Here is a 20183-nt window from a genome sequence, read left to right on the forward strand (position 1 = left end):
ACGGTCTGACAGACGGTAGACGCGCTGGTTCGGCAGTTTTTTAACTCATTCACCGTTGCGTGAATTAGATGCAGGGGTCGTGCCCAATCAGCCTTTGAGCTGAAACCCAGAAAATATTGTTCAAAAAATCACCAATCCCGGTATGATCGCGCGCCCGGATACAGCCCCACCTTTTGGAACCCTGATGAAGCCTCAATTGATCGCCGCCGCGGAACTCGACCGTCTTGAAACGTGGCAGAAATATTCCGCGCATATGTGCGGTGGTTGCGTGTCCAGCTGCTGCACGCTGCCGGTCGAAGTGAAGATCAAGGACCTGATCCGCATTGGCATCGTCGATGAATTCGAGCGCGGCGACCCGCCGAAGAACATCGCCAAGCGCTTGCAGAAGGAAGGCATCGTCGAGCGCTTCAATTCCAAATCCGAAATTTTTACCTTGCAGCGCATGAGCAACAACGATTGCCTGTACCTGGATCGTAAGACGCGCTTCTGCACTATTTATGACAAGCGCCCGGATACCTGCCGCAACCACCCGAAAATCGGGCCGCGTCCTGGGTATTGCGCTTATAAACCGAAGGAAGTGGTGCGCGAGACCAAGTTCAAGACCCTCGACAAGTTCTGATCCGGGCTTTGTGGGGCTCTCAAGGGCCTCATCGGGGGCAAGCCCCCTCCCACACTTGAAAGTGTTCACAGTTCAAAATGTGGGAGGGGGCTTGCCCCCGATAGGGCCGGCACAGTCACCACAAAACCTGCAGGCATAAAAAAACGCCCCCGGCCTTTCGACCGGGGGCGTTTTTCATTCAGCCTGAGTTAACTCAGTTCTTGGCTTTCTTGGCAGCGCGGGTACGCTCGCCTTCGTCCAGGATCTTCTTACGCAGGCGGATCGACTTAGGCGTCACTTCGCACAGCTCGTCGTCCTGGATGAATTCCAGGGCCTGTTCCAGGGTGAAGCGAACAGGTGGAACCAGAGCGATGGTTTCGTCTTTACCCGAAGCACGCATGTTGTCGAGCTTCTTGCCTTTGGTTGGGTTGACGCCCATGTCGTTGTCACGGCTGTTCAGACCAACGATCTGACCGTTGTAGATCTCTTGGCCGTGTTCAACGAACAGCTTGCCACGCGCCTGGAGGGTTTCCAGGGAGTAGGTCAGCGCCTTGCCGGTTTCTACCGATACCAGAACACCGTTCTGACGGCCGGACATGTCGCCGGACTTCATGGTGTCGTAGCGATCGAAGATCGAGGTCAGGATGCCAGCACCGTTGGTCAGGGTCAGGAACTGGTTACGGAAACCGATCAGACCACGCGCAGGGATGTTGTATTCCAGACGTACACGGCCCTTGCCATCCGGCACCATGTTGGTCAGGTCGCCCTTACGCAGGCCCATCTCTTCCATGACCTTGCCCTGGGATTCTTCAGGGGTGTCGATGGTGACGTTTTCGAACGGTTCCTGCTTCACGCCGTCAACCTGACGGATGATCACTTCCGGACGACCAACGCCCATTTCGAAGCCTTCGCGACGCATGGTTTCGATCAGTACCGAGAGGTGCAGCTCACCACGGCCGGAAACCTTGAACTTGTCAGCCGAGTCGCCTTCTTCAACGCGCAGTGCAACGTTGTACAGCAGCTCTTTGTCCAGACGTTCCTTGATGTTACGGGAAGTCACGAACTTGCCTTCTTTACCGCAGAAAGGCGAGTCGTTTACCTGGAAGGTCATGGAAACGGTTGGCTCGTCAACGGTCAGAGGCTTCATCGCTTCTACCGCGTCCGGGTGGCACAGGGTGTCGGAGATGAACAGCGAGTCCATACCGCTGATGCACACGATGTCGCCAGCTGCTGCTTCTTCAACGTCGATGCGGTGCAGGCCGTGGTGACCCATCAGCTTCAGGATACGACCGTTGCGCTTCTTGCCGTCGGCGCCGATAGCGACAACCGGGGTGTTCGGCTTGACGCGACCACGGGCGATACGGCCAACGCCGATAACACCCAGGAAGCTGTTGTAGTCCAGTGCCGAGATTTGCATCTGGAACGGACCGTCACGGTCAACAGCCGGCGCAGGTACGTTGTCGACAATCGACTGGTACAGCGGGGTCATGTCTTCAGCCATGTCGGTGTGGTCCAGACCGGCAATACCGTTCAGGGCCGAGGCGTAGACGACTTTAAAATCCAGCTGTTCTTCGGTGGCACCCAGGTTATCGAACAGGTCGAAGATCTGGTCCAGAACCCAGTCCGGACGCGCGCCTGGACGGTCAACCTTGTTGATGCACACGATCGGACGCAGGCCGGCTTCGAAAGCCTTCTTGGTCACGAAACGGGTTTGCGGCATAGGGCCGTCTTGAGCGTCAACCAGCAGCAGAACGGAGTCAACCATCGACATTACGCGTTCTACTTCGCCGCCGAAGTCGGCGTGGCCCGGGGTGTCCACGATGTTGATGTGGTAGCCGTTCCAGTTGATGGCGGTGTTTTTCGCCAGGATGGTAATGCCGCGCTCTTTTTCCTGGTCGTTGGAGTCCATCACGCGCTCGTCGTTGAGCTCGTTGCGCTCCAGGGTGCCGGATTGACGCAGGAGTTTGTCTACCAGGGTGGTTTTACCATGGTCAACGTGAGCAATGATGGCGATGTTACGTAGATTTTCGATCACTTGTGTATCTCGATCAGAGGATTCGGTGTGCTGACAGGTCGTGGCAGCGATTAACAGTAGAGTCAGGCCTTGCCGTTACAGCTTGACGGCAGAGTCGGGGGGCCGGTGACGCAGGCCACAGGCAAACAGCCCCGGGCTCTTAGCTCGGTCGATAAACGCGCACATTGGCATGCCCCTCACTGAGCAAATGGTGGGCATGCAGGCGACTCATCACGCCTTTGTCGCAATACAGCAGGTACTGACGGCTGTTATCCAGTTCCTTGAAACGCGCGTTCAATGCATAGAACGGCAGCGTTTGTACGTCGATGCCGGCGATTTCCAGCGGCTCATCCTCAGCGGCATCCGGGTGACGGATATCGATGACGATCTGGCCGGCCAGGGCTTCGCTGACTTCTTCGATCTTGATGTCCTGGCCCAGTTCGTCGATCACGCGATCGATCGGGACCAGCTTGGCGTTCTCGAGCGCACGCTCCAGAATCGCCATGTCGAATTCTTTCTCTTCATGCTCCACGCGGTGACGCTTGGCGTGGGTCTTGGGGTTCACCGAGATGACCCCGCAGTACTCAGGCATGTGCTTGGCAAAGTCGGCGGTGCCGATCTGCTCTGCCAGGTCGATGATGTCCTGCTTGTGGCTGGCGATCAGTGGGCGCAGTACCAGCTTCTCGGTAACGCAATCGATGATCGACAGGTTCGGCAGCGTCTGGCTCGATACCTGGGAGATCGCTTCACCGGTGACCAGCGCGTCGATCTGCAACTGGTCGGCGATCCGCGAGGCAGCGCGCAACATCATACGCTTCAATACCACGCCCATATGACCGTTATCGACTTTGCCGAGAATTTCGCCCAGCACTTCCTCGAACGGTACGCTCACAAATAGCACGCGCTGGGAGCTGCCGTACTTCTTCCAGATAAAGTGCGCAACTTCCATCACGCCCAATTCGTGTGCACGCCCGCCCAGGTTAAAGAAGCAGAAGTGGCTCATCAGGCCGCGACGCATGATCTGGTAGGCCGCCACCGTGGAATCGAAACCGCCGGACATCAGTACCAGGGTCTGTTCCAGGGCGCCCAGCGGGTAACCGCCGATGCTGTTGTGCTGGCTGTGGATCACAAACAACCGTTGGTCGCGAATTTCCATGCGCACTTCAATTTGCGGTGCTTTCAGGGAAATTCCGGCGGCGCCGCACTCGCGACGCAGCTTGCTGCCGACGTATTTCTCGACATCCATGGAGCTGAAGCTGTGCTTTCCGGCACGCTTGCAGCGCACCGAAAAGATCTTGCCTTCGAGCTCACTGCCATAGTGCTGTTTGCACTTCTCGGTGATGTCGTCGAAGTCGCCCAACGGGTACTCATCGACCTGCAGGAAATGCGCGATGCCCGGCATGCAACTCAGGCGCTCGGTCATGTCCTTCAAGGCTTTGGGCTCGGTGACACGGGTTTCCAGCTCGAGGTTGTCCCACACACCGTTCACCACCACAGCCGGGTCCAAGTCACGGAGCACGGCACGGATGTTCTTGGCCAACTGACGGATGAAACGCGTCCGTACCGGTCGGCTTTTGATGGTGATCTCGGGGAAGACTTTAACGATTAATTTCATGGAAACAGCGCGCGCCGGGCCTGCTGAAAAAGGGGGGCGCGGATTATAGCGGAAATCGCTCAAGGTTTAACCAGTTAATATGCATCGCAAGCGCAACGCACTAAAGAGGTGCATTTACGCGTCCTTGCGCTACATTGCGGTGCGCTATTTTTGGGCTTTTGTCGCAATGCACCTTTATAGGGGCGTTTTTGGAGCAGAAAACCCATGTTGGCGCACTGGCATGCAATTTGCTCTCTTGTGAGGCAGGTTGCCATGGCGGAGTATCCGCGCCGGCATCACCCACATTCTAAGGGCTAACTCCACTACCCCAGCCCGAAGCCACCCGGAGGACACTATGTCGAAGTCGGTTCAACTCATCAAAGATCATGACGTTAAATGGATTGATCTGCGCTTCACGGACACCAAAGGCACTCAGCACCACGTGACCATGCCGGCTCGCGACGCGCTGGATGAAGCTTTCTTCGAAGAAGGCAAAATGTTCGACGGTTCCTCCATCGCCGGCTGGAAAGGCATCGAAGCCTCCGACATGATCCTGATGCCGGACGACAGCACTGCCGTGCTCGACCCGTTCACCGAAGAAGCCACCCTGATCCTGGTGTGCGACGTGATCGAGCCTTCGACCATGCAAGGCTACGACCGCGACCCACGTGCGATCGCCAAGCGTGCCGAGGAATACCTGAAGTCCACCGGTATCGGTGACACCGTATTCGTGGGCCCAGAGCCAGAATTCTTCATCTTCGACCAAGTGAAGTTCAAGTCCGACATCTCCGGTTCCATGTTCAAGATCTACTCCGAACAAGGCTCCTGGATGTCCGACCAGGACGTTGAAGGCGGCAACCATGGCCACCGCCCAGGTATCAAAGGTGGCTACTTCCCGGTTCCGCCGTTCGACCACGACCACGAAATCCGTACCTCCATGTGCAACGCCATGGAAGACATGGGCCTGGTCATCGAAGTGCACCACCACGAAGTGGCCACTGCCGGTCAGAACGAAATCGGTGTGAAGTTCAACACCCTGGTTGCCAAGGCTGACGAAGTACAAACCCTGAAGTACTGCGTACACAACACTGCCGTGGCTTACGGCCGTACCGCTACCTTCATGCCTAAGCCTCTTTACGGCGATAACGGTTCGGGTATGCACGTTCACCTGTCCATCGCCAAAGATGGCAAGAACACCTTCGCTGGCGAAGGTTATGCCGGCCTGTCCGACACCGCCCTGTACTTCATCGGCGGCATCATCAAGCACGGTAAGGCCCTGAACGGCTTCACCAACCCGTCGACCAACTCCTACAAGCGTCTGGTCCCAGGTTTCGAAGCACCGGTAATGCTGGCCTACTCGGCTCGCAACCGTTCCGCTTCGATCCGTATTCCTTACGTGTCCAGCCCGCGTGCTCGCCGTATCGAAGCCCGCTTCCCGGACCCAGCAGCCAACCCATACCTGGCCTTCGCTGCCTTGGTCATGGCCGGCCTGGATGGTATCCAGAACAAGATCCACCCTGGCGATGCCGCCGACAAAAACTTGTACGACCTGCCGCCTGAAGAGGCCAAAGAGATCCCACAAGTGTGCGGCAGCCTGAAAGAAGCCCTGGAAGAACTGGACAAGGGCCGTGCGTTCCTGACCAAAGGCGGCGTGTTCAGCGACGACTTCATCGACGCTTACATCGGCCTGAAAAGCGAAGAAGAAATCAAGGTGCGTACCTTCGTACACCCACTGGAATACGAGCTGTACTACAGCTGCTGATCCGGTAGCGCTGCGTCCTTAAGAGCGGCGTGACGAAAAAAGACCTCCCTCGGGAGGTCTTTTTTTTGCCTGGGATTTAGCGGGTCGGGGCATGGCGGTCGAGCATCTGGCCGACCATCTGCGTGCCCAACGCACTCAGTTGGTGAATGGCCAAGGTGGTGTCACGGTGCTTGCCGCCCAAGTCCTCGGATAAATCCAGCAACAGGGCGCTGACCGAGGTGAGGGTTTCGAAGGTATTGATCATCAAGGCTTCGTCGTCGATATCGGCGGCGATGGTGAAGACAGAGGGTGGTGGATTGGGGGTTGGCTTGAACATGTCTTAACTTCCTCAAGTGAGGCCGCCATCGACTCGCTACTAAACGTTAGGGTGGCGGCTGTGCGCAGGTTAGTAGACCGGGGAAGTTAAGCAAAAGCCGGCGCACCCGAAGATGCCCTACACACAGCCACCATAAAGAACGGTGCGGTACGAGCTTAACTTAACCCTCAGGCTACTAAACCTGATCGCTGATGAGCAGCGACCGAGCAACCTTAGAGACGACAAGCCAGCCGTACAAGCCGGCGGATTCTGGCGTAACTGTAGGCAAGCACGCAAGTTAAGGTAGCCTCTGACTGACGCCGCTGTAGACCTGCAAACCCCATTAAAATGTGGGAGCTGGCTTGCCTGCGATGGCATCAGCTAGGTATACCTGATGCATCGAGTTGCCCGCATCGCAGGCAAGCCAGCTCCCACAGGAGATCGCCTTTGAAACATCGATTTGTGTTCGCTCTGTTATTTGTCAGCGTCAGTGCGAGTGCTGCGCCGCCCACTCTGGAGCCCCTTCTCAACAGCGTCGCCGAACGCCTGGAGATCGCCGACCAGGTAGCCCTCAGCAAATGGGACAGCCACAAGCCGGTAGAGGACAAAAAGCGCGAACAAGAAGTGATCGCCAGCGTTGTCGCCCAGGCACCGGGCTACAACTTGGCACCTGCCGCCGTTGAGCAGTTTTTCGCGGCGCAGATCGAGGCGAACAAGCTGGTGCAGTACACCCGTCTGTCAGACTGGCAGTTCCAGGGCAAGGCACCTAACGATCCGCGCCCGGACCTGGTGAAACAGATCCGCCCGCAGTTGGACGAACTGCAAAAACGCCTGCTACAGCAATTGGCTGACTTCACCCCGCAGCGCACCGATCCGCAGTGCCCACAATGGCTGGCCGAAGCCGTGCATGAGCCGCTGAATGATCCGCTGCGTCAACTGGCGATGATCCGTGCCACGGCCGAGCTCTGCGTTCGACCTACCTGATTTGAGGAACCGTCCTGCATCGTCACCTGGGCCGACAGCCATAGCCTGAGCGTTCACTCAATGAACAGGATGGAACCATGGACACCTTCAAGTGCTTGATCGCTGCTGCGGTAGGCTTGTCGTTGCTGGGCTGCGGCACGCAGGCAAAGGATACGGCACAGATCGAGAAAGAGGTTTTGCTTGAACGCAGCGAGTCGTGGGATGGCACACCCTACAAAGCCTACCCCTCCGGCCCGCCGCAGCTCACGCTGATTCGCCTGAAGATCCCTGCGCACACCCAATTGCCCTGGCACACCCACCCCATGCCCAACGCCGCCTACATCGTTTCAGGTGAGCTGACCGTCGAGGCCCGCAGCAGTGGGGCTACGCGCACCTTGAGGCAAGGCCAAACCCTGGCCGAGATGGTGAGTACCGAACATCGCGGCGTCACCGGAGACACCCCGGTGGAGCTTTTGGTGTTTTACGCGGGCACACAGGACATGCCGCTGTCAGAGCAGCACTGACCCTCCCGGATCATTTTCACTCGCGCTGGAAACGGTCCGTTCACCACTTCCTGAACAACCTTCACAAAACCGCACTATATTGGTGCGATAGACTGCACCCTTCCCAGCTGTCCAGCCCATTTTGGTTCGAAACTTCCCGAGCAAGCTGGCAGAACGCCACAGTTTCGCGCCTTAAACCCCCATTTCAGGGCTTTCACGCTTCTTTTCGGAGCCTTGGTTTGGTTTTTGCATTTTCCTTGTATCAGCGTGTGCCTCAAGCCCGCGCCTTGCTCCAAAAGAGGTCCTGATGACCATCAGCGATGCACTGCACCGTTTGCTACTCGACAACCTGACCACCGCGACCATTCTGCTCAATGACGACTTGCGTCTTGAGTACATGAACCCGGCGGCGGAGATGCTCCTGGCCATCAGCGGCCAGCGCAGCCATGGGCAGTTCATCAGCGAATTGTTCACCGAGTCGGCCGAGGCCCTGAGTTCATTGCGCCAGGCAGTGGAGCAGGCACACCCGTTCACCAAACGCGAAGCGATGCTCACCGCCCTGACCGGCCAGACGCTGACCGTCGACTATGCCGTGACGCCGATCCTGAGCAACGGCGCGACCTTGCTACTGCTGGAAGTGCATCCGCGTGATCGCCTGCTGCGCATCACCAAGGAAGAAGCGCAACTGTCCAAGCAGGAAACCAGCAAGATGCTGGTACGCGGCCTGGCCCATGAGATCAAGAACCCGCTGGGCGGTATTCGCGGCGCCGCGCAACTGCTGGCCCGCGAGCTGCCAGAGGAACACCTCAAGGACTACACCAACGTCATCATTGAAGAGGCCGATCGCCTGCGTAACCTGGTGGACCGCATGCTCGGCTCCAACAAGTTGCCGTCCCTGGCGATGACCAACGTGCACGAAGTGCTTGAGCGCGTCTGCCAACTGGTCGAGGCCGAAAGCCAGGGCTGCATCACCTTGGTGCGTGACTACGACCCGAGCATCCCTGACGTTCTGATCGACCGCGAACAGATGATCCAGGCGGTGCTCAACATCGTGCGCAACGCGATGCAGGCCATCAGCAGCCAGAATGAGCTGCGCCTGGGTCGCATCAGCCTGCGCACCCGCGCCCTGCGCCAGTTCACCATCGGCCACGTGCGCCACCGCCTGGTGACCAAGGTCGAGATCATCGACAACGGCCCGGGGATTCCTGCGGAACTCCAGGAAACCATTTTCTTTCCCATGGTCAGTGGCCGCCCGGACGGTACCGGGCTGGGCCTGGCCATTACCCAGAACATCATCAGCCAGCACCAGGGTCTGATCGAATGTGAGAGCCATCCCGGCCACACCACCTTCTCGATCTTTCTGCCCCTGGAACAAGGAGCCCCATCGACATGAGCCGTAGTGAAACTGTCTGGATCGTCGATGACGACCGTTCTATCCGCTGGGTCCTCGAGAAAGCCTTGCAACAGGAAGGCATGACCACCCAGAGCTTCGACAGCGCCGATGGGGTGATGAGCCGACTGGCGCGCCAGCAGCCCGACGTGATCATCTCCGACATCCGCATGCCCGGCGCCAGTGGCCTGGACCTGCTGGCGCGGATTCGCGAGCAGCACCCGCGCCTGCCGGTGATCATCATGACTGCGCATTCGGACCTGGACAGCGCTGTCGCGTCCTACCAGGGCGGCGCCTTTGAGTACCTGCCCAAGCCGTTCGACGTGGACGAGGCGGTGGCGCTGGTCAAGCGCGCCAACCAGCACGCCCAGGAACAGCAGAACCAGGAAGCCCCTCCGGCCCTGACCCGCACCCCGGAAATCATCGGCGAAGCGCCGGCGATGCAGGAAGTGTTTCGCGCCATCGGGCGTTTGAGCCACTCCAACATCACCGTGCTGATCAACGGCGAGTCCGGCACCGGTAAAGAGCTTGTCGCCCACGCGCTGCACCGTCACAGCCCGCGGGCGGCTTCGCCGTTCATCGCGCTGAACATGGCGGCGATTCCCAAGGACTTGATGGAGTCCGAGCTGTTCGGCCATGAAAAAGGCGCGTTCACCGGCGCAGCCAACCTGCGGCGCGGGCGCTTTGAACAGGCTGACGGCGGTACGCTGTTCCTCGATGAGATCGGCGACATGCCGGCCGACACCCAGACCCGCCTGCTGCGGGTACTGGCTGACGGTGAGTTCTATCGCGTTGGCGGGCACACGCCGGTCAAGGTCGACGTACGCATCATCGCGGCAACCCACCAGAACCTGGAAACCCTGGTACACGCCGGCAAATTCCGTGAGGACTTGTTCCATCGCCTCAACGTGATCCGCATCCACATTCCACGCATGTCGGACCGTCGCGAAGACATCCCGACCCTCGCCCGCCACTTCCTCAGCCGCGCGGCCCAGGAGTTGGCCGTCGAGCCGAAGCTGCTGAAAAGCGAGACCGAGGAATACCTGAAGAACCTGCCGTGGCCGGGCAACGTTCGCCAGCTGGAGAACACCTGCCGCTGGATCACCGTGATGGCGTCCGGGCGCGAAGTGCATATCAGCGACCTGCCGCCGGAGCTGTTGAGCCTGCCACAGGACTCTGCACCCGTGACCAACTGGGAACAGGCGCTGCGCCAGTGGGCCGACCAGGCCCTGGCACGCGGCCAGTCGAGCCTGCTGGACAGCGCCGTACCGGCCTTTGAGCGGATCATGATCGAGACTGCCTTGAAGCACACCGCAGGCCGCCGTCGCGATGCTGCGGTATTGCTGGGCTGGGGGCGTAATACCTTGACCCGCAAGATCAAGGAATTGGGGATGAAGGTTGATGGCGGGGATGATGACGAGGCCGACGAGGGCTAAAGGTGCACCGCTTCAATGCACCATGAACTAGCATCGGGCACGGATCCAATACCGAAAACTCCAGCGCTGCTGAAAAAACCCTGAAAACCAAAAGCACCAAAGCCCCGTATTCCGGGGCTTTGCGTTTTATACAGATTTTTTTTGGCACAACCTGGCCACTCTGGCACGCGCCCTGCAATAACCCCTGTACTACCCAGTTTCGGGGACCTTGGTACAGGCAGGCCGAGAATCCCCTCTTTACACCCGGGGCGCTGGATGCGAATCGCATCGCGCTCCACACCGTTTCGGGAACCTCGGTACAGGCAGGCCGGGGATTCCCTCTTTAACACCGAAGCCTTTCGAGGCTTCACCCCGTTTTGGGAGCCCTGGTACAGGCAGGCCGGGAACTCCCTCTTTTATTCCTCCTGGAGATGGATCTCCAGCCGCCAGCGGCCATCGGCCTTCTCGCCCTTCCACTCCCCACGCAACGGCCGAGCCGCCACCAGGTTCAGCAACAGGCCGCCATCGGTCTTGCGTACGCGCCAGTTCACGTCCTTGTCATTGACCTTGAGTCGCCCAGCCGCAGCCTTGCCCTGGGCGTCGAACAACAGCGCCACGGTGCCATCGATATGCTCACCGTGCAGCTTGGGTTCGCTGTTGAACCACACCACCACGCCGTCCGCTGCGGTCTCGACCTGTTGCAGTTCGACCGGGTCCGGGGTGGTCAGGCGACCGATCATCAGGCCGACCATCATGCCGACAATCGCCAAAGAACCCATGACCCTCGGCATAAGCTTCGGCCTCGGGTCCTCTTCGAGGGTAGAATGCAGCGCATCTTTGCCTTCGGAGCCGTGCATGTTTCACGTCATCCTTTTTCAACCAGAAATTCCGCCGAATACCGGCAACGTTATCAGGCTGTGCGCCAACAGTGGCTGCCACCTGCATTTGATCGAGCCGCTGGGCTTCGACATGGACGACAAGCGCCTGCGCCGTGCCGGGCTGGATTACCACGAGTACGCCACGCTCAAGCGCCACGCCGATCTGGCCAGTTGCCTGGAAAGCCTGGGCCACCCACGGCTGTTCGCGTTCACCACCAAGGGTTCGCGGCCGTTCCATGATGCCAGTTTTGCCGAGGGCGATGCCTTCCTGTTCGGCCCCGAAAGCAGGGGCCTGCCGGCCGAGGTACTCGACGCCCTGCCCGACGGCCATCGCCTGCGCTTGCCGATGCGCGAGGGGTGCCGCAGCTTGAACCTGTCCAACACCGTGGCCGTGGCCGTCTATGAAGGCTGGCGCCAGCTCGGCTTCAAGTAACACACATAACAAATGTGGGAGGGGGCTTGCCCCCGATGACGGAGTGTCAGTCGACATCTATGTGACTGATCTACCGCTATCGGGGGCAAGCCCCCTCCCACATGGGGTCCTGCACCGGGTTCGAGATTACTGAACCGTCGACGAGCCTTCCTGTTGCATGCGCTGCAGCTCTTGGGCGTACAGGGCATCGAAGTTCACCGGCGCCAGCATCAGCGCGGGGAACGAGCCACGGGTGACCAGGCTGTCCAGGGTCTCACGGGCGTACGGGAACAGGATGTTCGGGCAGAACGCGCCCAGGGTGTGGCTCATGGAGGCTTCGTCCAGGCCCTGGATCAGGAAGATACCAGCCTGTTGCACTTCTGCGATGAAGGCCACTTCTTCGCCGTTCTTGACGGTCACGGACAGGGTCAGCACCACTTCGTGGAAGTCGCTTTCCAGCGCCTTCTGGCGGGTGTTCAGGTCCAGCGCAACGCTTGGGGTCCATTCCTGACGGAAGATGGCCGGGCTTTTCGGCGCTTCAAACGACAGGTCACGCACGTAGATGCGCTGCAGCGAGAACTGTGGAGCTGGGGCTTCTGCTGCTTCGGTGTTCTGTTGGTCAGTCATCTCAGATCCTTGTGATCTTGGGGTCTTTTAGGGTTTAAGGAGTCAGACGAGCAGCAGCGCATCGAGTTTACCGGCGCGCTCCAGGGCGAACAGGTCGTCGCAGCCACCGATGTGCCTGGCGCCGACCCAGATCTGCGGCACGGACGTGCGCCCCGCCTTCTGGGCCATTTCGGCGCGCACATGGGGTTTGCCGTCGACCTTGATCTCTTCGAAGGCGACGCCCTTTTTCTCCAGCAAGGCCTTGGCCCGCATGCAGTAAGGGCACCAATCGCTGGAATACACGACAACCTGACTCATATCACTTCACCAGCGGCAGGTTATCGGCGCGCCAGCTGCTGATGCCACCGGACAACTTGGCGGCGGTGAAACCGGTCTTGAGCATTTCGCGGGCGTGGGTGCCGGCGTGCTGGCCTTGGGCGTCGACCAGGATGATGGTCTTGGCCTTGTGCTTTTCCAGCTCGGCCAGGCGCGCGATCAGCTTGTCCTGCGGAATGTTCAGGGCGCCGACGATATGGCCGGTGGCGAAATCCTTGGCCGGACGGATGTCCACGACAACGGCCTCATCCTTGTTGACCAGCGCGGTCAGCTCCGCCGTGCTCAGGCTGCGGCCACCGCGGCTCAATTCGTGAGCGATCAACAGCGCCAGCAGGATGACGAAGGCACCCACGAGCAGATAGTGGGCAGTGGCAAATGCAATCAGGTGATCAACCATCAAGGAGGTTCCAGGGCGTTAAAATGGCGGTAAGTATACACAGCCGTCAGGGGGGGCCAACCCCCGTAAAGCGGTGACGTGGTCGGAACTTCGCTTTAAACTGCCACTCCCTTTTCAATTGTCTTCCTTTATTACCGCCACGAGAGGATCTATGACTACTACGCCTAAACCTTTGGTCCTGATAATTCTCGATGGCTTCGGACACAGTGAAAGCCACCACGACAACGCGGTATACGCGGCCAAGAAGCCTGTACTCGACCGCCTGACCGCCACCGTACCCAACGGCCTGATCTCCGGCTCGGGCATGGACGTGGGTCTGCCGGACGGCCAGATGGGCAATTCGGAAGTCGGCCACATGAACCTCGGCGCCGGACGAGTGGTATACCAGGACTTCACCCGTGTGACCAAAGCGATCCGCGATGGCGAGTTCTTCGAGAACCCGACCATCTGCGCGGCAGTCGATAAAGCAGTGGCTGCCGGTAAGGCCGTGCACTTCATGGGCCTGCTGTCCGATGGCGGCGTCCACAGCCACCAGGACCACCTGGTCGCCATGGCCGAGCTGGCCTTCAAGCGCGGCGCCGACAAGATCTACCTGCACGCCTTCCTCGACGGCCGCGACACCCCGCCGAAAAGCGCGCAGTCGTCCATCGAACTGCTCGACACCACCTTCGCCGCCCTCGGCAAAGGCCGCATCGCCAGCCTGGTGGGCCGTTACTTCGCCATGGACCGTGACAACCGTTGGGACCGCGTCTCCCAGGCCTACAACCTGATTGTCGACGGCCAGGCCGAATTCAATGCCGCCACCGCCCAGGAAGGCCTTGAAGCTGCCTACGCCCGTGGCGAAAGCGACGAGTTCGTCAAAGCCACCACCATCGGTGAGCCGGTCAAGGTCGAAGACGGCGACGCCGTGGTGTTCATGAACTTCCGCGCCGACCGCGCCCGCGAGCTGAGCCGCGTGTTTGTCGAAGACGGCTTCAAGGAATTCGAGCGCTCCCGCCAGCCGAAGGTGCAGTACGTGGGCCTGACCCAATACGCCGCCAGCATCCCGGCCCCCGCCGCCTTTGCCGCCAGCAGCCTGGACAACGTGCTGGGCGACTACCTGGCAAAAAACGGCAAGACCCAGCTGCGCATTGCCGAAACCGAAAAATACGCCCACGTGACCTTCTTCTTCTCCGGCGGCCGTGAAGAGCCGTTCCCGGGCGAAGAACGCATTTTGATCCCTTCGCCAAAGGTCGCCACCTACGACCTGCAACCGGAAATGAGCGCGCCGGAAGTCACCGACAAGATCGTCGACGCCATCGACCACCAGCGTTACGACGTGATCGTGGTCAACTACGCCAACGGTGACATGGTCGGCCACAGCGGCAACCTGGAAGCTGCAACCAAGGCCGTGGAATGCCTGGACCAGTGCGTCGGCCGTATCGTCGACGCGCTGGAAAAGGTTGGCGGCGAAGCGTTGATCACCGCCGACCACGGCAACTGCGAGCAGATGTCCGACGAATCCACCGGCCAGGCCCATACCGCGCACACCACCGAGCCAGTGCCGTTCATCTATGTCGGCAAGCGTGATTTCAAGGTACGTAGCGGTGGCGTGCTGGCGGATGTGGCGCCGACCATGCTGATGTTGATGGGGCTGGAGAAGCCGGTGGAGATGACCGGGACTTCGATTCTGGTCTGATTTCCAGCTTCACCGAAAAACAATGTGGGAGGGGGCTTGCCCCCGATTACGGTAGATCAGCTGACACCTATGTGGCTGACACACTGCAATCGGGGGCAAGCCCCCTCCCACATTGGATCTGCGCAGTTTGGAACATGTCTTTTTGCCATACCACTGCCACTCGGCACCTATCTTGCGCTACAGCCCGAATTGGGCGTTTTTTTTGCCGCGCTTGGCGGGCATACTAGGCCGTCCATTTCCCTGGTGTCGCCCGCCTCTATGCTTCGCGCCTTGATTACCCTTGCTCTTGTCTGCCTGCTCCAACCGGCGTTTGCCGACGAGCGTGCACAAACCCAACAACAGTTGGACGCTACGCGTCAGGACATTACCGAGCTGAAAAAGCTGCTCGGCAAGCTCCAGGAAGAGAAATCCGGGGTGCAGAAAGACCTGCGCGGCACGGAAACCGAGATGGGCAAGCTGGAGAAGCAGGTCCAGGAGCTACAAAAAGAATTAAAGAAGAGCGAGTCGGAACTGGAGCGACTCGACGCTGAGAAAAAAAAACTCCAGAGCGCACGCGTTGAACAGCAACGCCTGATCGCGATCCAGGCCCGTGCCGCCTACCAGAACGGCCGCCAGGAATACCTCAAGCTGCTGCTCAACCAGCAGAACCCCGAGAAATTCGCGCGCACCCTCACCTACTACGACTACCTGAGCAAGGCCCGGCTGGAGCAACTCAAAAGCTTCAACGAAACCCTGCGCCAGTTGGTCAATGTCGAGCAGGAAATCGCCAATCAACAATCCCAGCTGCAAGACCAGAAGGTCGCCCTCGACACCCAGCGCAGCGAGTTGGACAAGGTCCGCAAGGAGCGCCAACTGGCCCTGGCCAAGCTCAATGAGGATGTGAAGGCCCGCGACGCCAAGCTCCAGGCCCGCGAGCAGGACCAGGCCGACCTGGCCAAAGTGCTTAAAACCATCGAGGAAACCCTGGCACGCCAGGCACGCGAGGCCGAAGAAGCGCGGCAGAAAGCGCTGATCGCCCAGCAGGAAGCCGAAAAAAAGCGCCAGCGTGAGGCCGAACTGGCCGCCACTACGGATGCGCCGGCACCGCGCAAACCGGCGCATGCAGCGCCTGGCCCACTGGTTTCCAGCGCCGGCGAGTCGTTCGGTGGCCCTTTTGCTTCAGCCCGCGGCAAACTTCCATGGCCAGTTGATGGTCGATTGCTGGCACGCTTTGGGGAAACCCGTGGCGATGACACCCGCGCCAAGTGGGATGGGGTGATGATCAGCGCCTCCGCTGGCAGCCAGGTCCACGCCGTCCACGGTGGGCGTGTGGTGTTTGCCGATTGGCTGCGGGGCGCCGGTTTATTGGTGATTCTCGACCACGGTAATGGCTATTTGAGCCTTTACGGCCACAATCAGACATTACTCAAGTCGGCAGGTGATGTTGTAAAAGCCGGTGAATCCATCTCCACTGTGGGTAACAGTGGTGGCCAGGACACCCCGGCGCTGTACTTCGCTATTCGTCAGCAGGGTCGCCCAAGCGATCCCGCACAATGGTGCCGTTCCCAAGGATAGGGCCGCATCTACATTAGGAGTTCGTTCGACATGCTGCATTTGTCCCGCCTCACATCGCTGGCCCTGACGATCGCCCTGGTGATCGGTGCGCCCCTGGCTTTCGCCGACCAGGCTGCCCCGGCGGCCCCGGCCAGCACGGCCGCGACCACCAAGGCGCCGCTGCCGCTGGACGAGCTGCGCACCTTTGCCGAGGTCATGGACCGCATCAAGGCCGCGTATGTCGAACCCGTAGACGACAAGACCCTGCTTGAAAATGCCATCAAGGGCATGCTCAGCAACCTCGACCCGCACTCCGCCTACCTGGGTCCTGAAGACTTCGCCGAGCTGCAGGAAAGCACCAGCGGTGAGTTCGGCGGCCTGGGCATCGAAGTCGGCGCCGAAGACGGCAACATCAAGGTGGTCTCGCCGATCGATGACACCCCGGCGTCCAAGGCCGGCATCCAGGCCGGTGACTTCATCGTCAAGATCAACGGCCAGCCGACTCGCGGCCAGACCATGACCGAAGCCGTCGACAAGATGCGCGGCAAGATCGGCCAGAAAATCACCCTGACCCTGGTACGCGACGGCGGCAACCCGTTCGACGTGACGCTGACCCGCGCGACCATTGTGGTCAAGAGCGTTAAGAGCCAACTGCTGGAGTCGGGCTACGGCTACATCCGCATCACCCAGTTCCAGGTCAAGACCGGCGACGAAGTCGCCAAGGCCCTGGCCAAGCTGCGCAAGGACAACGGCAAGAAGCTCAGCGGTATCGTGCTCGACCTGCGCAACAACCCGGGCGGCGTGTTGCAGGCGGCGGTGGAAGTGGTCGACCACTTCATCACCAAAGGCCTGATCGTGTACACCAAGGGCCGCATCGCCAATTCCGAGCTGCGCTTCTCGGCCACCGGCAACGACCTCAGCGAAAACGTGCCATTGGCCGTGCTGATCAACGGCGGCAGCGCCTCGGCTTCCGAGATCGTCGCCGGCGCCCTGCAAGACCAGAAGCGCGGTGTGCTGATGGGCACCACCAGCTTCGGCAAAGGCTCGGTGCAAACCGTGTTGCCGCTGAACAACGAACGTGCGCTGAAGATCACCACGGCGCTGTACTACACGCCAAATGGTCGCTCGATCCAGGCCCAGGGCATCGTGCCGGACATCGAGGTGCGCAAAGCCAAGATCACCAACGAGATCGACAGCGAGTACTACAAGGAGGCCGACCTGCAAGGCCACCTGGGCAATGGCAACGGCGGCGCCGACCAGCCCACCGGCAGCGGCAAGAAAGCCAAGCCGATGCCGCAGGACGATGACTACCAACTCGCCCAGGCGCTGAGCCTGCTCAAGGGCTTGAGCATCACGCGCAGCCGTTGATATGCGTTTTGCCCTGATCATCGCTGTGCTGTGCAGCCTGGCCGGGGTCGCCCATGCGACCCCGGCCGGCGAGCCTCAAAAAGCCTACCTGACCCTCATCATCGACGACCTCGGGCAAAACCTGCCCAGGGATCGTCGCGTGCTGGCCCTGCCCGGGCCAGTGACCACGGCGATCATGCCCGACACGCCCCACGCCGCCGAATTCGCCCGCGAAGCGCACAAAGCCGGCAAGATCGTGATCCTGCACATGCCCATGGACCCGGCCACCGGCCCTTTCGCCTGGCACCCGGAGCTGCCCATCGAAGAACTCGGCAGGCGCCTGGACGCTGCCTTCAAGGCAGTGCCCTATACCGCCGGCATCAACAACCACATGGGCAGCCGCATGACCGCGCAGCCCCAAGCCATGGCCTGGTTGATGGGCGAGTTGCAACGACGCAACAAGTTCTTTGTCGACAGCCGCACCAGCGCCAAGACGGTCGCCGCCGCAGAGGCGCAGAAGATCGGCCTGGCCAGCGTCTCGCGGGACGTCTTCCTGGACGACGAACGCACCGAAGCGGCGATTACCACGCAGTTGCAGACTGCAATCAAGCTGGCGCACAAACAGGGTTCGGCGGTGATGATCGGCCACCCGTATCCACAGACACTGGCGGTGCTGGAACGCGAGTTGCCCAAGCTCAAGGCCCAGGGCATCGACTGGATCGATATCAAGTTGATGATCAGCGTGCGCAGTAACCAGGCAATGGCAGGGCACGGCAAGGACGGCACCTACCGACCGGCCTCTAGATAAGTACTGCCCCCACCTATTCCCATTCCTGAATAGTGAGCTTTCGGTTCACTCTTACAGGACGTTACATGAACATCATCCACATCGCTGTTTCCGGCCTGTTGCTCGGCAGCCTGGCGGGCCCGCTCGCTGCAGCCCCCCGAGATTTCGGCGAAGGCCTGGCCAACGCCAGCCCCGCACGCACGCTGACCAACGCCAACCATCAACACGACCACTGGAACGGCATCGGCCGGATCAGGAACCAGGCCCAGACATTGTGCACCGCGAGCCTGCTCGACACCCGGGACGACGCCGGCCGGTCGGGCCCCGCCTACGTAGTGACCAGCAGCCATTGCCTGCACCGCCTCAACGGTTCGGTACAAAAAGACTTGCCGATCAAGGGCAGTGTCAGCTTCAACTACTTTGATGACACCTTGGAAGCGCTCAAGACCTACCCCCTTAAAACCCTAAAGTGGGGCAGCAGCCAGGGCGTCGACCTGGCAATTATCGAGTTGAAAGCCTCGCTGGCAGACTTGATCAAGGCCGGTATCACGCCATTGAAGCTGGCTGAAGAAATACCTGCCGACGGCAACGACATTCTCGCTGTAACAGCCCCCGAGTGGGACACCCTGCATCTGTCCGCCTGCACCCATCAAGCCTCACGCGAGTTGGTGGAACAGCCGTTCGTGTGGCGCGTCACCATGAAGAACCAGTGCCAAGGCGTCGGTCTCGGCGGTTTTGGGGGACCTTTGCTGGACAGAGCCACCAACACGCTTTTCGGCGTTCTCAGCACCAGCACCACCGGCCAGCCCGAGGAACGCAAATGCCAGCGCGATGCACCCTGCGAGGTCAATAGCGGCATACCTGTCTGGCATGCCGAGACCAACTACGGCAGCCCGGTCACATTCCTTAACCAGTGCTTTGTGCGAGGCGTGCTGCAAGCCGATAGTGAGAATTGCAACCTCTACCCCACTACGACCATCACGTTCACCAGTCCGGAACCTATCCAGCAATATTTCACCCGCAAGGGAGACGGGAAAGGCAAAGACATCGTGCCGCGCTGGAACCTGAAGTTCACAACCAACACGCCGTTTTACCGCTACAAGACCACTCGACGCGCCATCGACTGCGAAAACCCGGTGCACTACAGTTCGCCGATCAAGGCCGACAACGCCTTTGTAAACGACGCCATCGGCCCGCAAACGGGCATGCATATGCTGTGCATTGTCGGCGTAGACTCCGCTGAGCAACGGGTCACCGACGGCATGATGAGAAACGCCCTGACCCTGGCGGTCGAGCTTGCCGAACCCGGCCCGGCGCGTACGCCGAACCTGACGATCAACCTGGACAAGCAAGGCTTGGCAGCCTACACGGTGATCTGGAACCTGGCCTCTCCATTCATGCATCGCTACACCTACAAATTCGGGCCGGCCGCCACCACCGATTGCCTGCGGCCAGTCGGCTACCTGCCCATTCCACCAGCGCCCACGCCACCGGAAGATGACGACGACATCATCGATATCGTGCATCCCCTCAATGACCACCCCGACATGCCGCTGGAGAAATATCTACGCCTGATTACCGCCAGGGACACGCCTTATAAAATCTGTACGTATGCCTACGACCAGGCCGACCAACCTTCCACGCTACGGGTCGATTTGCTCAAGCCGCGCTGATG

General features: G+C 60.0%; 19 protein-coding genes. 12 read left to right on the plus strand and 7 right to left on the minus strand.

Features of this window, described 5'->3' with window-relative positions:
• Positions 1-184: 184 nt before the first annotated feature.
• A complete protein-coding gene (locus tag NL123_RS28795; protein ID WP_017529542.1) occupies positions 185-619 on the plus strand; it encodes a YkgJ family cysteine cluster protein in 435 nt (144 codons plus the stop codon).
• Positions 620-812: 193 nt separating this feature from the next.
• On the opposite strand, the gene typA is transcribed toward NL123_RS28795, so the two are convergent.
• Positions 813-2633, minus strand: coding sequence for a translational GTPase TypA (typA, locus tag NL123_RS28800; RefSeq protein WP_058423717.1), 1821 nt, complete (start codon positions 2631-2633; stop codon positions 813-815).
• Positions 2634-2772: 139 nt separating this feature from the next.
• On the minus strand, positions 2773-4227 hold the full coding sequence (gene thiI / locus NL123_RS28805) for a tRNA uracil 4-sulfurtransferase ThiI (RefSeq protein ID WP_494356823.1): 1455 nt from the start codon (positions 4225-4227) through the stop codon (positions 2773-2775).
• A gap of 334 nt (positions 4228-4561) precedes the next feature.
• On the opposite strand from thiI, the gene glnA reads away from it, so the two are divergent.
• Positions 4562-5968, plus strand: a complete 1407-nt coding sequence (glnA, locus tag NL123_RS28810) for a type I glutamate--ammonia ligase (protein ID WP_236411277.1) — start codon at positions 4562-4564, stop codon at positions 5966-5968.
• Positions 5969-6044: 76 nt separating this feature from the next.
• On the opposite strand, the gene NL123_RS28815 is transcribed toward glnA, so the two are convergent.
• Positions 6045-6284, minus strand: coding sequence for a DUF6124 family protein (locus NL123_RS28815; RefSeq protein ID WP_033897708.1), 240 nt, complete (start codon positions 6282-6284; stop codon positions 6045-6047).
• Between the two features lie 426 nt (positions 6285-6710).
• On the opposite strand from NL123_RS28815, the gene NL123_RS28820 reads away from it, so the two are divergent.
• From NL123_RS28820 to ntrC, 4 genes are all read left to right on the plus strand, one after another.
• Complete coding sequence (locus NL123_RS28820) at positions 6711-7247, plus strand: chorismate mutase (RefSeq protein ID WP_248485732.1); 537 nt, start codon at positions 6711-6713, stop codon at positions 7245-7247.
• Between the two features lie 77 nt (positions 7248-7324).
• Positions 7325-7750 carry a cupin domain-containing protein gene (locus NL123_RS28825; protein WP_248485731.1) on the plus strand — a complete coding sequence of 142 codons (426 nt, stop codon included), beginning with the start codon at positions 7325-7327 and terminating at the stop codon, positions 7748-7750.
• A 286-nt stretch (positions 7751-8036) separates the two neighbouring features.
• Complete coding sequence (gene glnL / locus NL123_RS28830) at positions 8037-9122, plus strand: nitrogen regulation protein NR(II) (protein ID WP_056860661.1); 1086 nt, start codon at positions 8037-8039, stop codon at positions 9120-9122.
• Entirely contained in the window at positions 9119-10555 is a 1437-nt protein-coding gene (gene ntrC, locus NL123_RS28835; protein WP_248485730.1) for a nitrogen regulation protein NR(I), read from the plus strand. Before glnL ends, ntrC begins: the two co-directional genes overlap by 4 nt.
• 395 nt (positions 10556-10950) lie before the next feature.
• Here ntrC and NL123_RS28840 read toward each other — a convergent pair whose 3' ends face one another.
• Positions 10951-11391, minus strand: coding sequence for a hypothetical protein (locus NL123_RS28840; protein ID WP_248485729.1), 441 nt, complete (start codon positions 11389-11391; stop codon positions 10951-10953).
• Between NL123_RS28840 and NL123_RS28845 the strand changes: the two genes are divergently transcribed.
• Positions 11390-11845 carry a tRNA (cytidine(34)-2'-O)-methyltransferase gene (locus NL123_RS28845; protein ID WP_003171120.1) on the plus strand — a complete coding sequence of 152 codons (456 nt, stop codon included), beginning with the start codon at positions 11390-11392 and terminating at the stop codon, positions 11843-11845. The two genes, NL123_RS28840 and NL123_RS28845, sit on opposite strands and share 2 nt — an antisense overlap.
• A gap of 126 nt (positions 11846-11971) precedes the next feature.
• Here NL123_RS28845 and secB read toward each other — a convergent pair whose 3' ends face one another.
• From secB to NL123_RS28860, 3 genes are read right to left on the minus strand one after another with little or no spacing between them, the layout of a single operon-like run.
• Positions 11972-12451 (minus strand): protein-export chaperone SecB, encoded by a 480-nt coding sequence (gene secB / locus NL123_RS28850; protein WP_071497058.1) that lies wholly within the window; start codon positions 12449-12451, stop codon positions 11972-11974.
• A 42-nt stretch (positions 12452-12493) separates the two neighbouring features.
• Entirely contained in the window at positions 12494-12748 is a 255-nt protein-coding gene (gene grxC, locus NL123_RS28855; protein WP_494356824.1) for a glutaredoxin 3, read from the minus strand.
• A 1-nt stretch (position 12749) separates the two neighbouring features.
• On the minus strand, positions 12750-13163 hold the full coding sequence (locus NL123_RS28860; protein WP_010213877.1) for a rhodanese-like domain-containing protein: 414 nt from the start codon (positions 13161-13163) through the stop codon (positions 12750-12752).
• A gap of 151 nt (positions 13164-13314) precedes the next feature.
• On the opposite strand from NL123_RS28860, the gene gpmI reads away from it, so the two are divergent.
• From gpmI to NL123_RS28885, 5 genes are all read left to right on the plus strand, one after another.
• Complete coding sequence (gene gpmI, locus NL123_RS28865) at positions 13315-14841, plus strand: 2,3-bisphosphoglycerate-independent phosphoglycerate mutase (protein WP_494356825.1); 1527 nt, start codon at positions 13315-13317, stop codon at positions 14839-14841.
• A 258-nt stretch (positions 14842-15099) separates the two neighbouring features.
• Entirely contained in the window at positions 15100-16395 is a 1296-nt protein-coding gene (locus NL123_RS28870) for a murein hydrolase activator EnvC family protein (protein ID WP_494356826.1), read from the plus strand.
• Between the two features lie 30 nt (positions 16396-16425).
• Positions 16426-17742: a S41 family peptidase gene (locus tag NL123_RS28875; protein WP_248485725.1), complete on the plus strand. Its 1317-nt coding sequence runs from the start codon at positions 16426-16428 to the stop codon at positions 17740-17742.
• 1 nt (position 17743) lies between these two features.
• Positions 17744-18529, plus strand: a complete 786-nt coding sequence (locus NL123_RS28880; RefSeq protein WP_494356827.1) for a divergent polysaccharide deacetylase family protein — start codon at positions 17744-17746, stop codon at positions 18527-18529.
• 65 nt (positions 18530-18594) lie between these two features.
• The gene (locus tag NL123_RS28885) at positions 18595-20181 is read left to right on the plus strand and encodes a serine protease (RefSeq protein WP_494356828.1); all 1587 of its coding nucleotides are present in this window, start codon (positions 18595-18597) and stop codon (positions 20179-20181) included.
• The last annotated feature ends 2 nt before the right edge of the window (positions 20182-20183 follow it).

The sequence above is a fragment of the Pseudomonas sp. FBCC-B1565 genome, from assembly GCF_059133265.1.

Bases quoted from the DNA above. Each gene is read 5' to 3' on its own strand.
- glnA (WP_236411277.1), top strand. From the start codon at position 4,562: ATGTCGAAGTCGGTTCAACTCATCAAAGATCATGACGTTAAATGGATT.
- ntrC (WP_248485730.1), top strand. From the start codon at position 9,119: ATGAGCCGTAGTGAAACTGTCTGGATCGTCGATGACGACCGTTCTATC.
- NL123_RS28860 (WP_010213877.1), bottom strand. From the start codon at position 13,163: ATGGTTGATCACCTGATTGCATTTGCCACTGCCCACTATCTGCTCGTG.
- NL123_RS28840 (WP_248485729.1), bottom strand. From the start codon at position 11,391: ATGCACGGCTCCGAAGGCAAAGATGCGCTGCATTCTACCCTCGAAGAG.
- secB (WP_071497058.1), bottom strand. From the start codon at position 12,451: ATGACTGACCAACAGAACACCGAAGCAGCAGAAGCCCCAGCTCCACAG.
- glnL (WP_056860661.1), top strand. From the start codon at position 8,037: ATGACCATCAGCGATGCACTGCACCGTTTGCTACTCGACAACCTGACC.
- NL123_RS28795 (WP_017529542.1), top strand. From the start codon at position 185: ATGAAGCCTCAATTGATCGCCGCCGCGGAACTCGACCGTCTTGAAACG.
- NL123_RS28825 (WP_248485731.1), top strand. From the start codon at position 7,325: ATGGACACCTTCAAGTGCTTGATCGCTGCTGCGGTAGGCTTGTCGTTG.
- thiI (WP_494356823.1), bottom strand. From the start codon at position 4,227: ATGAAATTAATCGTTAAAGTCTTCCCCGAGATCACCATCAAAAGCCGA.
- NL123_RS28815 (WP_033897708.1), bottom strand. From the start codon at position 6,284: ATGTTCAAGCCAACCCCCAATCCACCACCCTCTGTCTTCACCATCGCC.
- NL123_RS28870 (WP_494356826.1), top strand. From the start codon at position 15,100: ATGCTTCGCGCCTTGATTACCCTTGCTCTTGTCTGCCTGCTCCAACCG.
- NL123_RS28875 (WP_248485725.1), top strand. From the start codon at position 16,426: ATGCTGCATTTGTCCCGCCTCACATCGCTGGCCCTGACGATCGCCCTG.
- NL123_RS28880 (WP_494356827.1), top strand. From the start codon at position 17,744: ATGCGTTTTGCCCTGATCATCGCTGTGCTGTGCAGCCTGGCCGGGGTC.
- NL123_RS28845 (WP_003171120.1), top strand. From the start codon at position 11,390: ATGTTTCACGTCATCCTTTTTCAACCAGAAATTCCGCCGAATACCGGC.
- gpmI (WP_494356825.1), top strand. From the start codon at position 13,315: ATGACTACTACGCCTAAACCTTTGGTCCTGATAATTCTCGATGGCTTC.
- grxC (WP_494356824.1), bottom strand. From the start codon at position 12,748: ATGAGTCAGGTTGTCGTGTATTCCAGCGATTGGTGCCCTTACTGCATG.
- NL123_RS28885 (WP_494356828.1), top strand. From the start codon at position 18,595: ATGAACATCATCCACATCGCTGTTTCCGGCCTGTTGCTCGGCAGCCTG.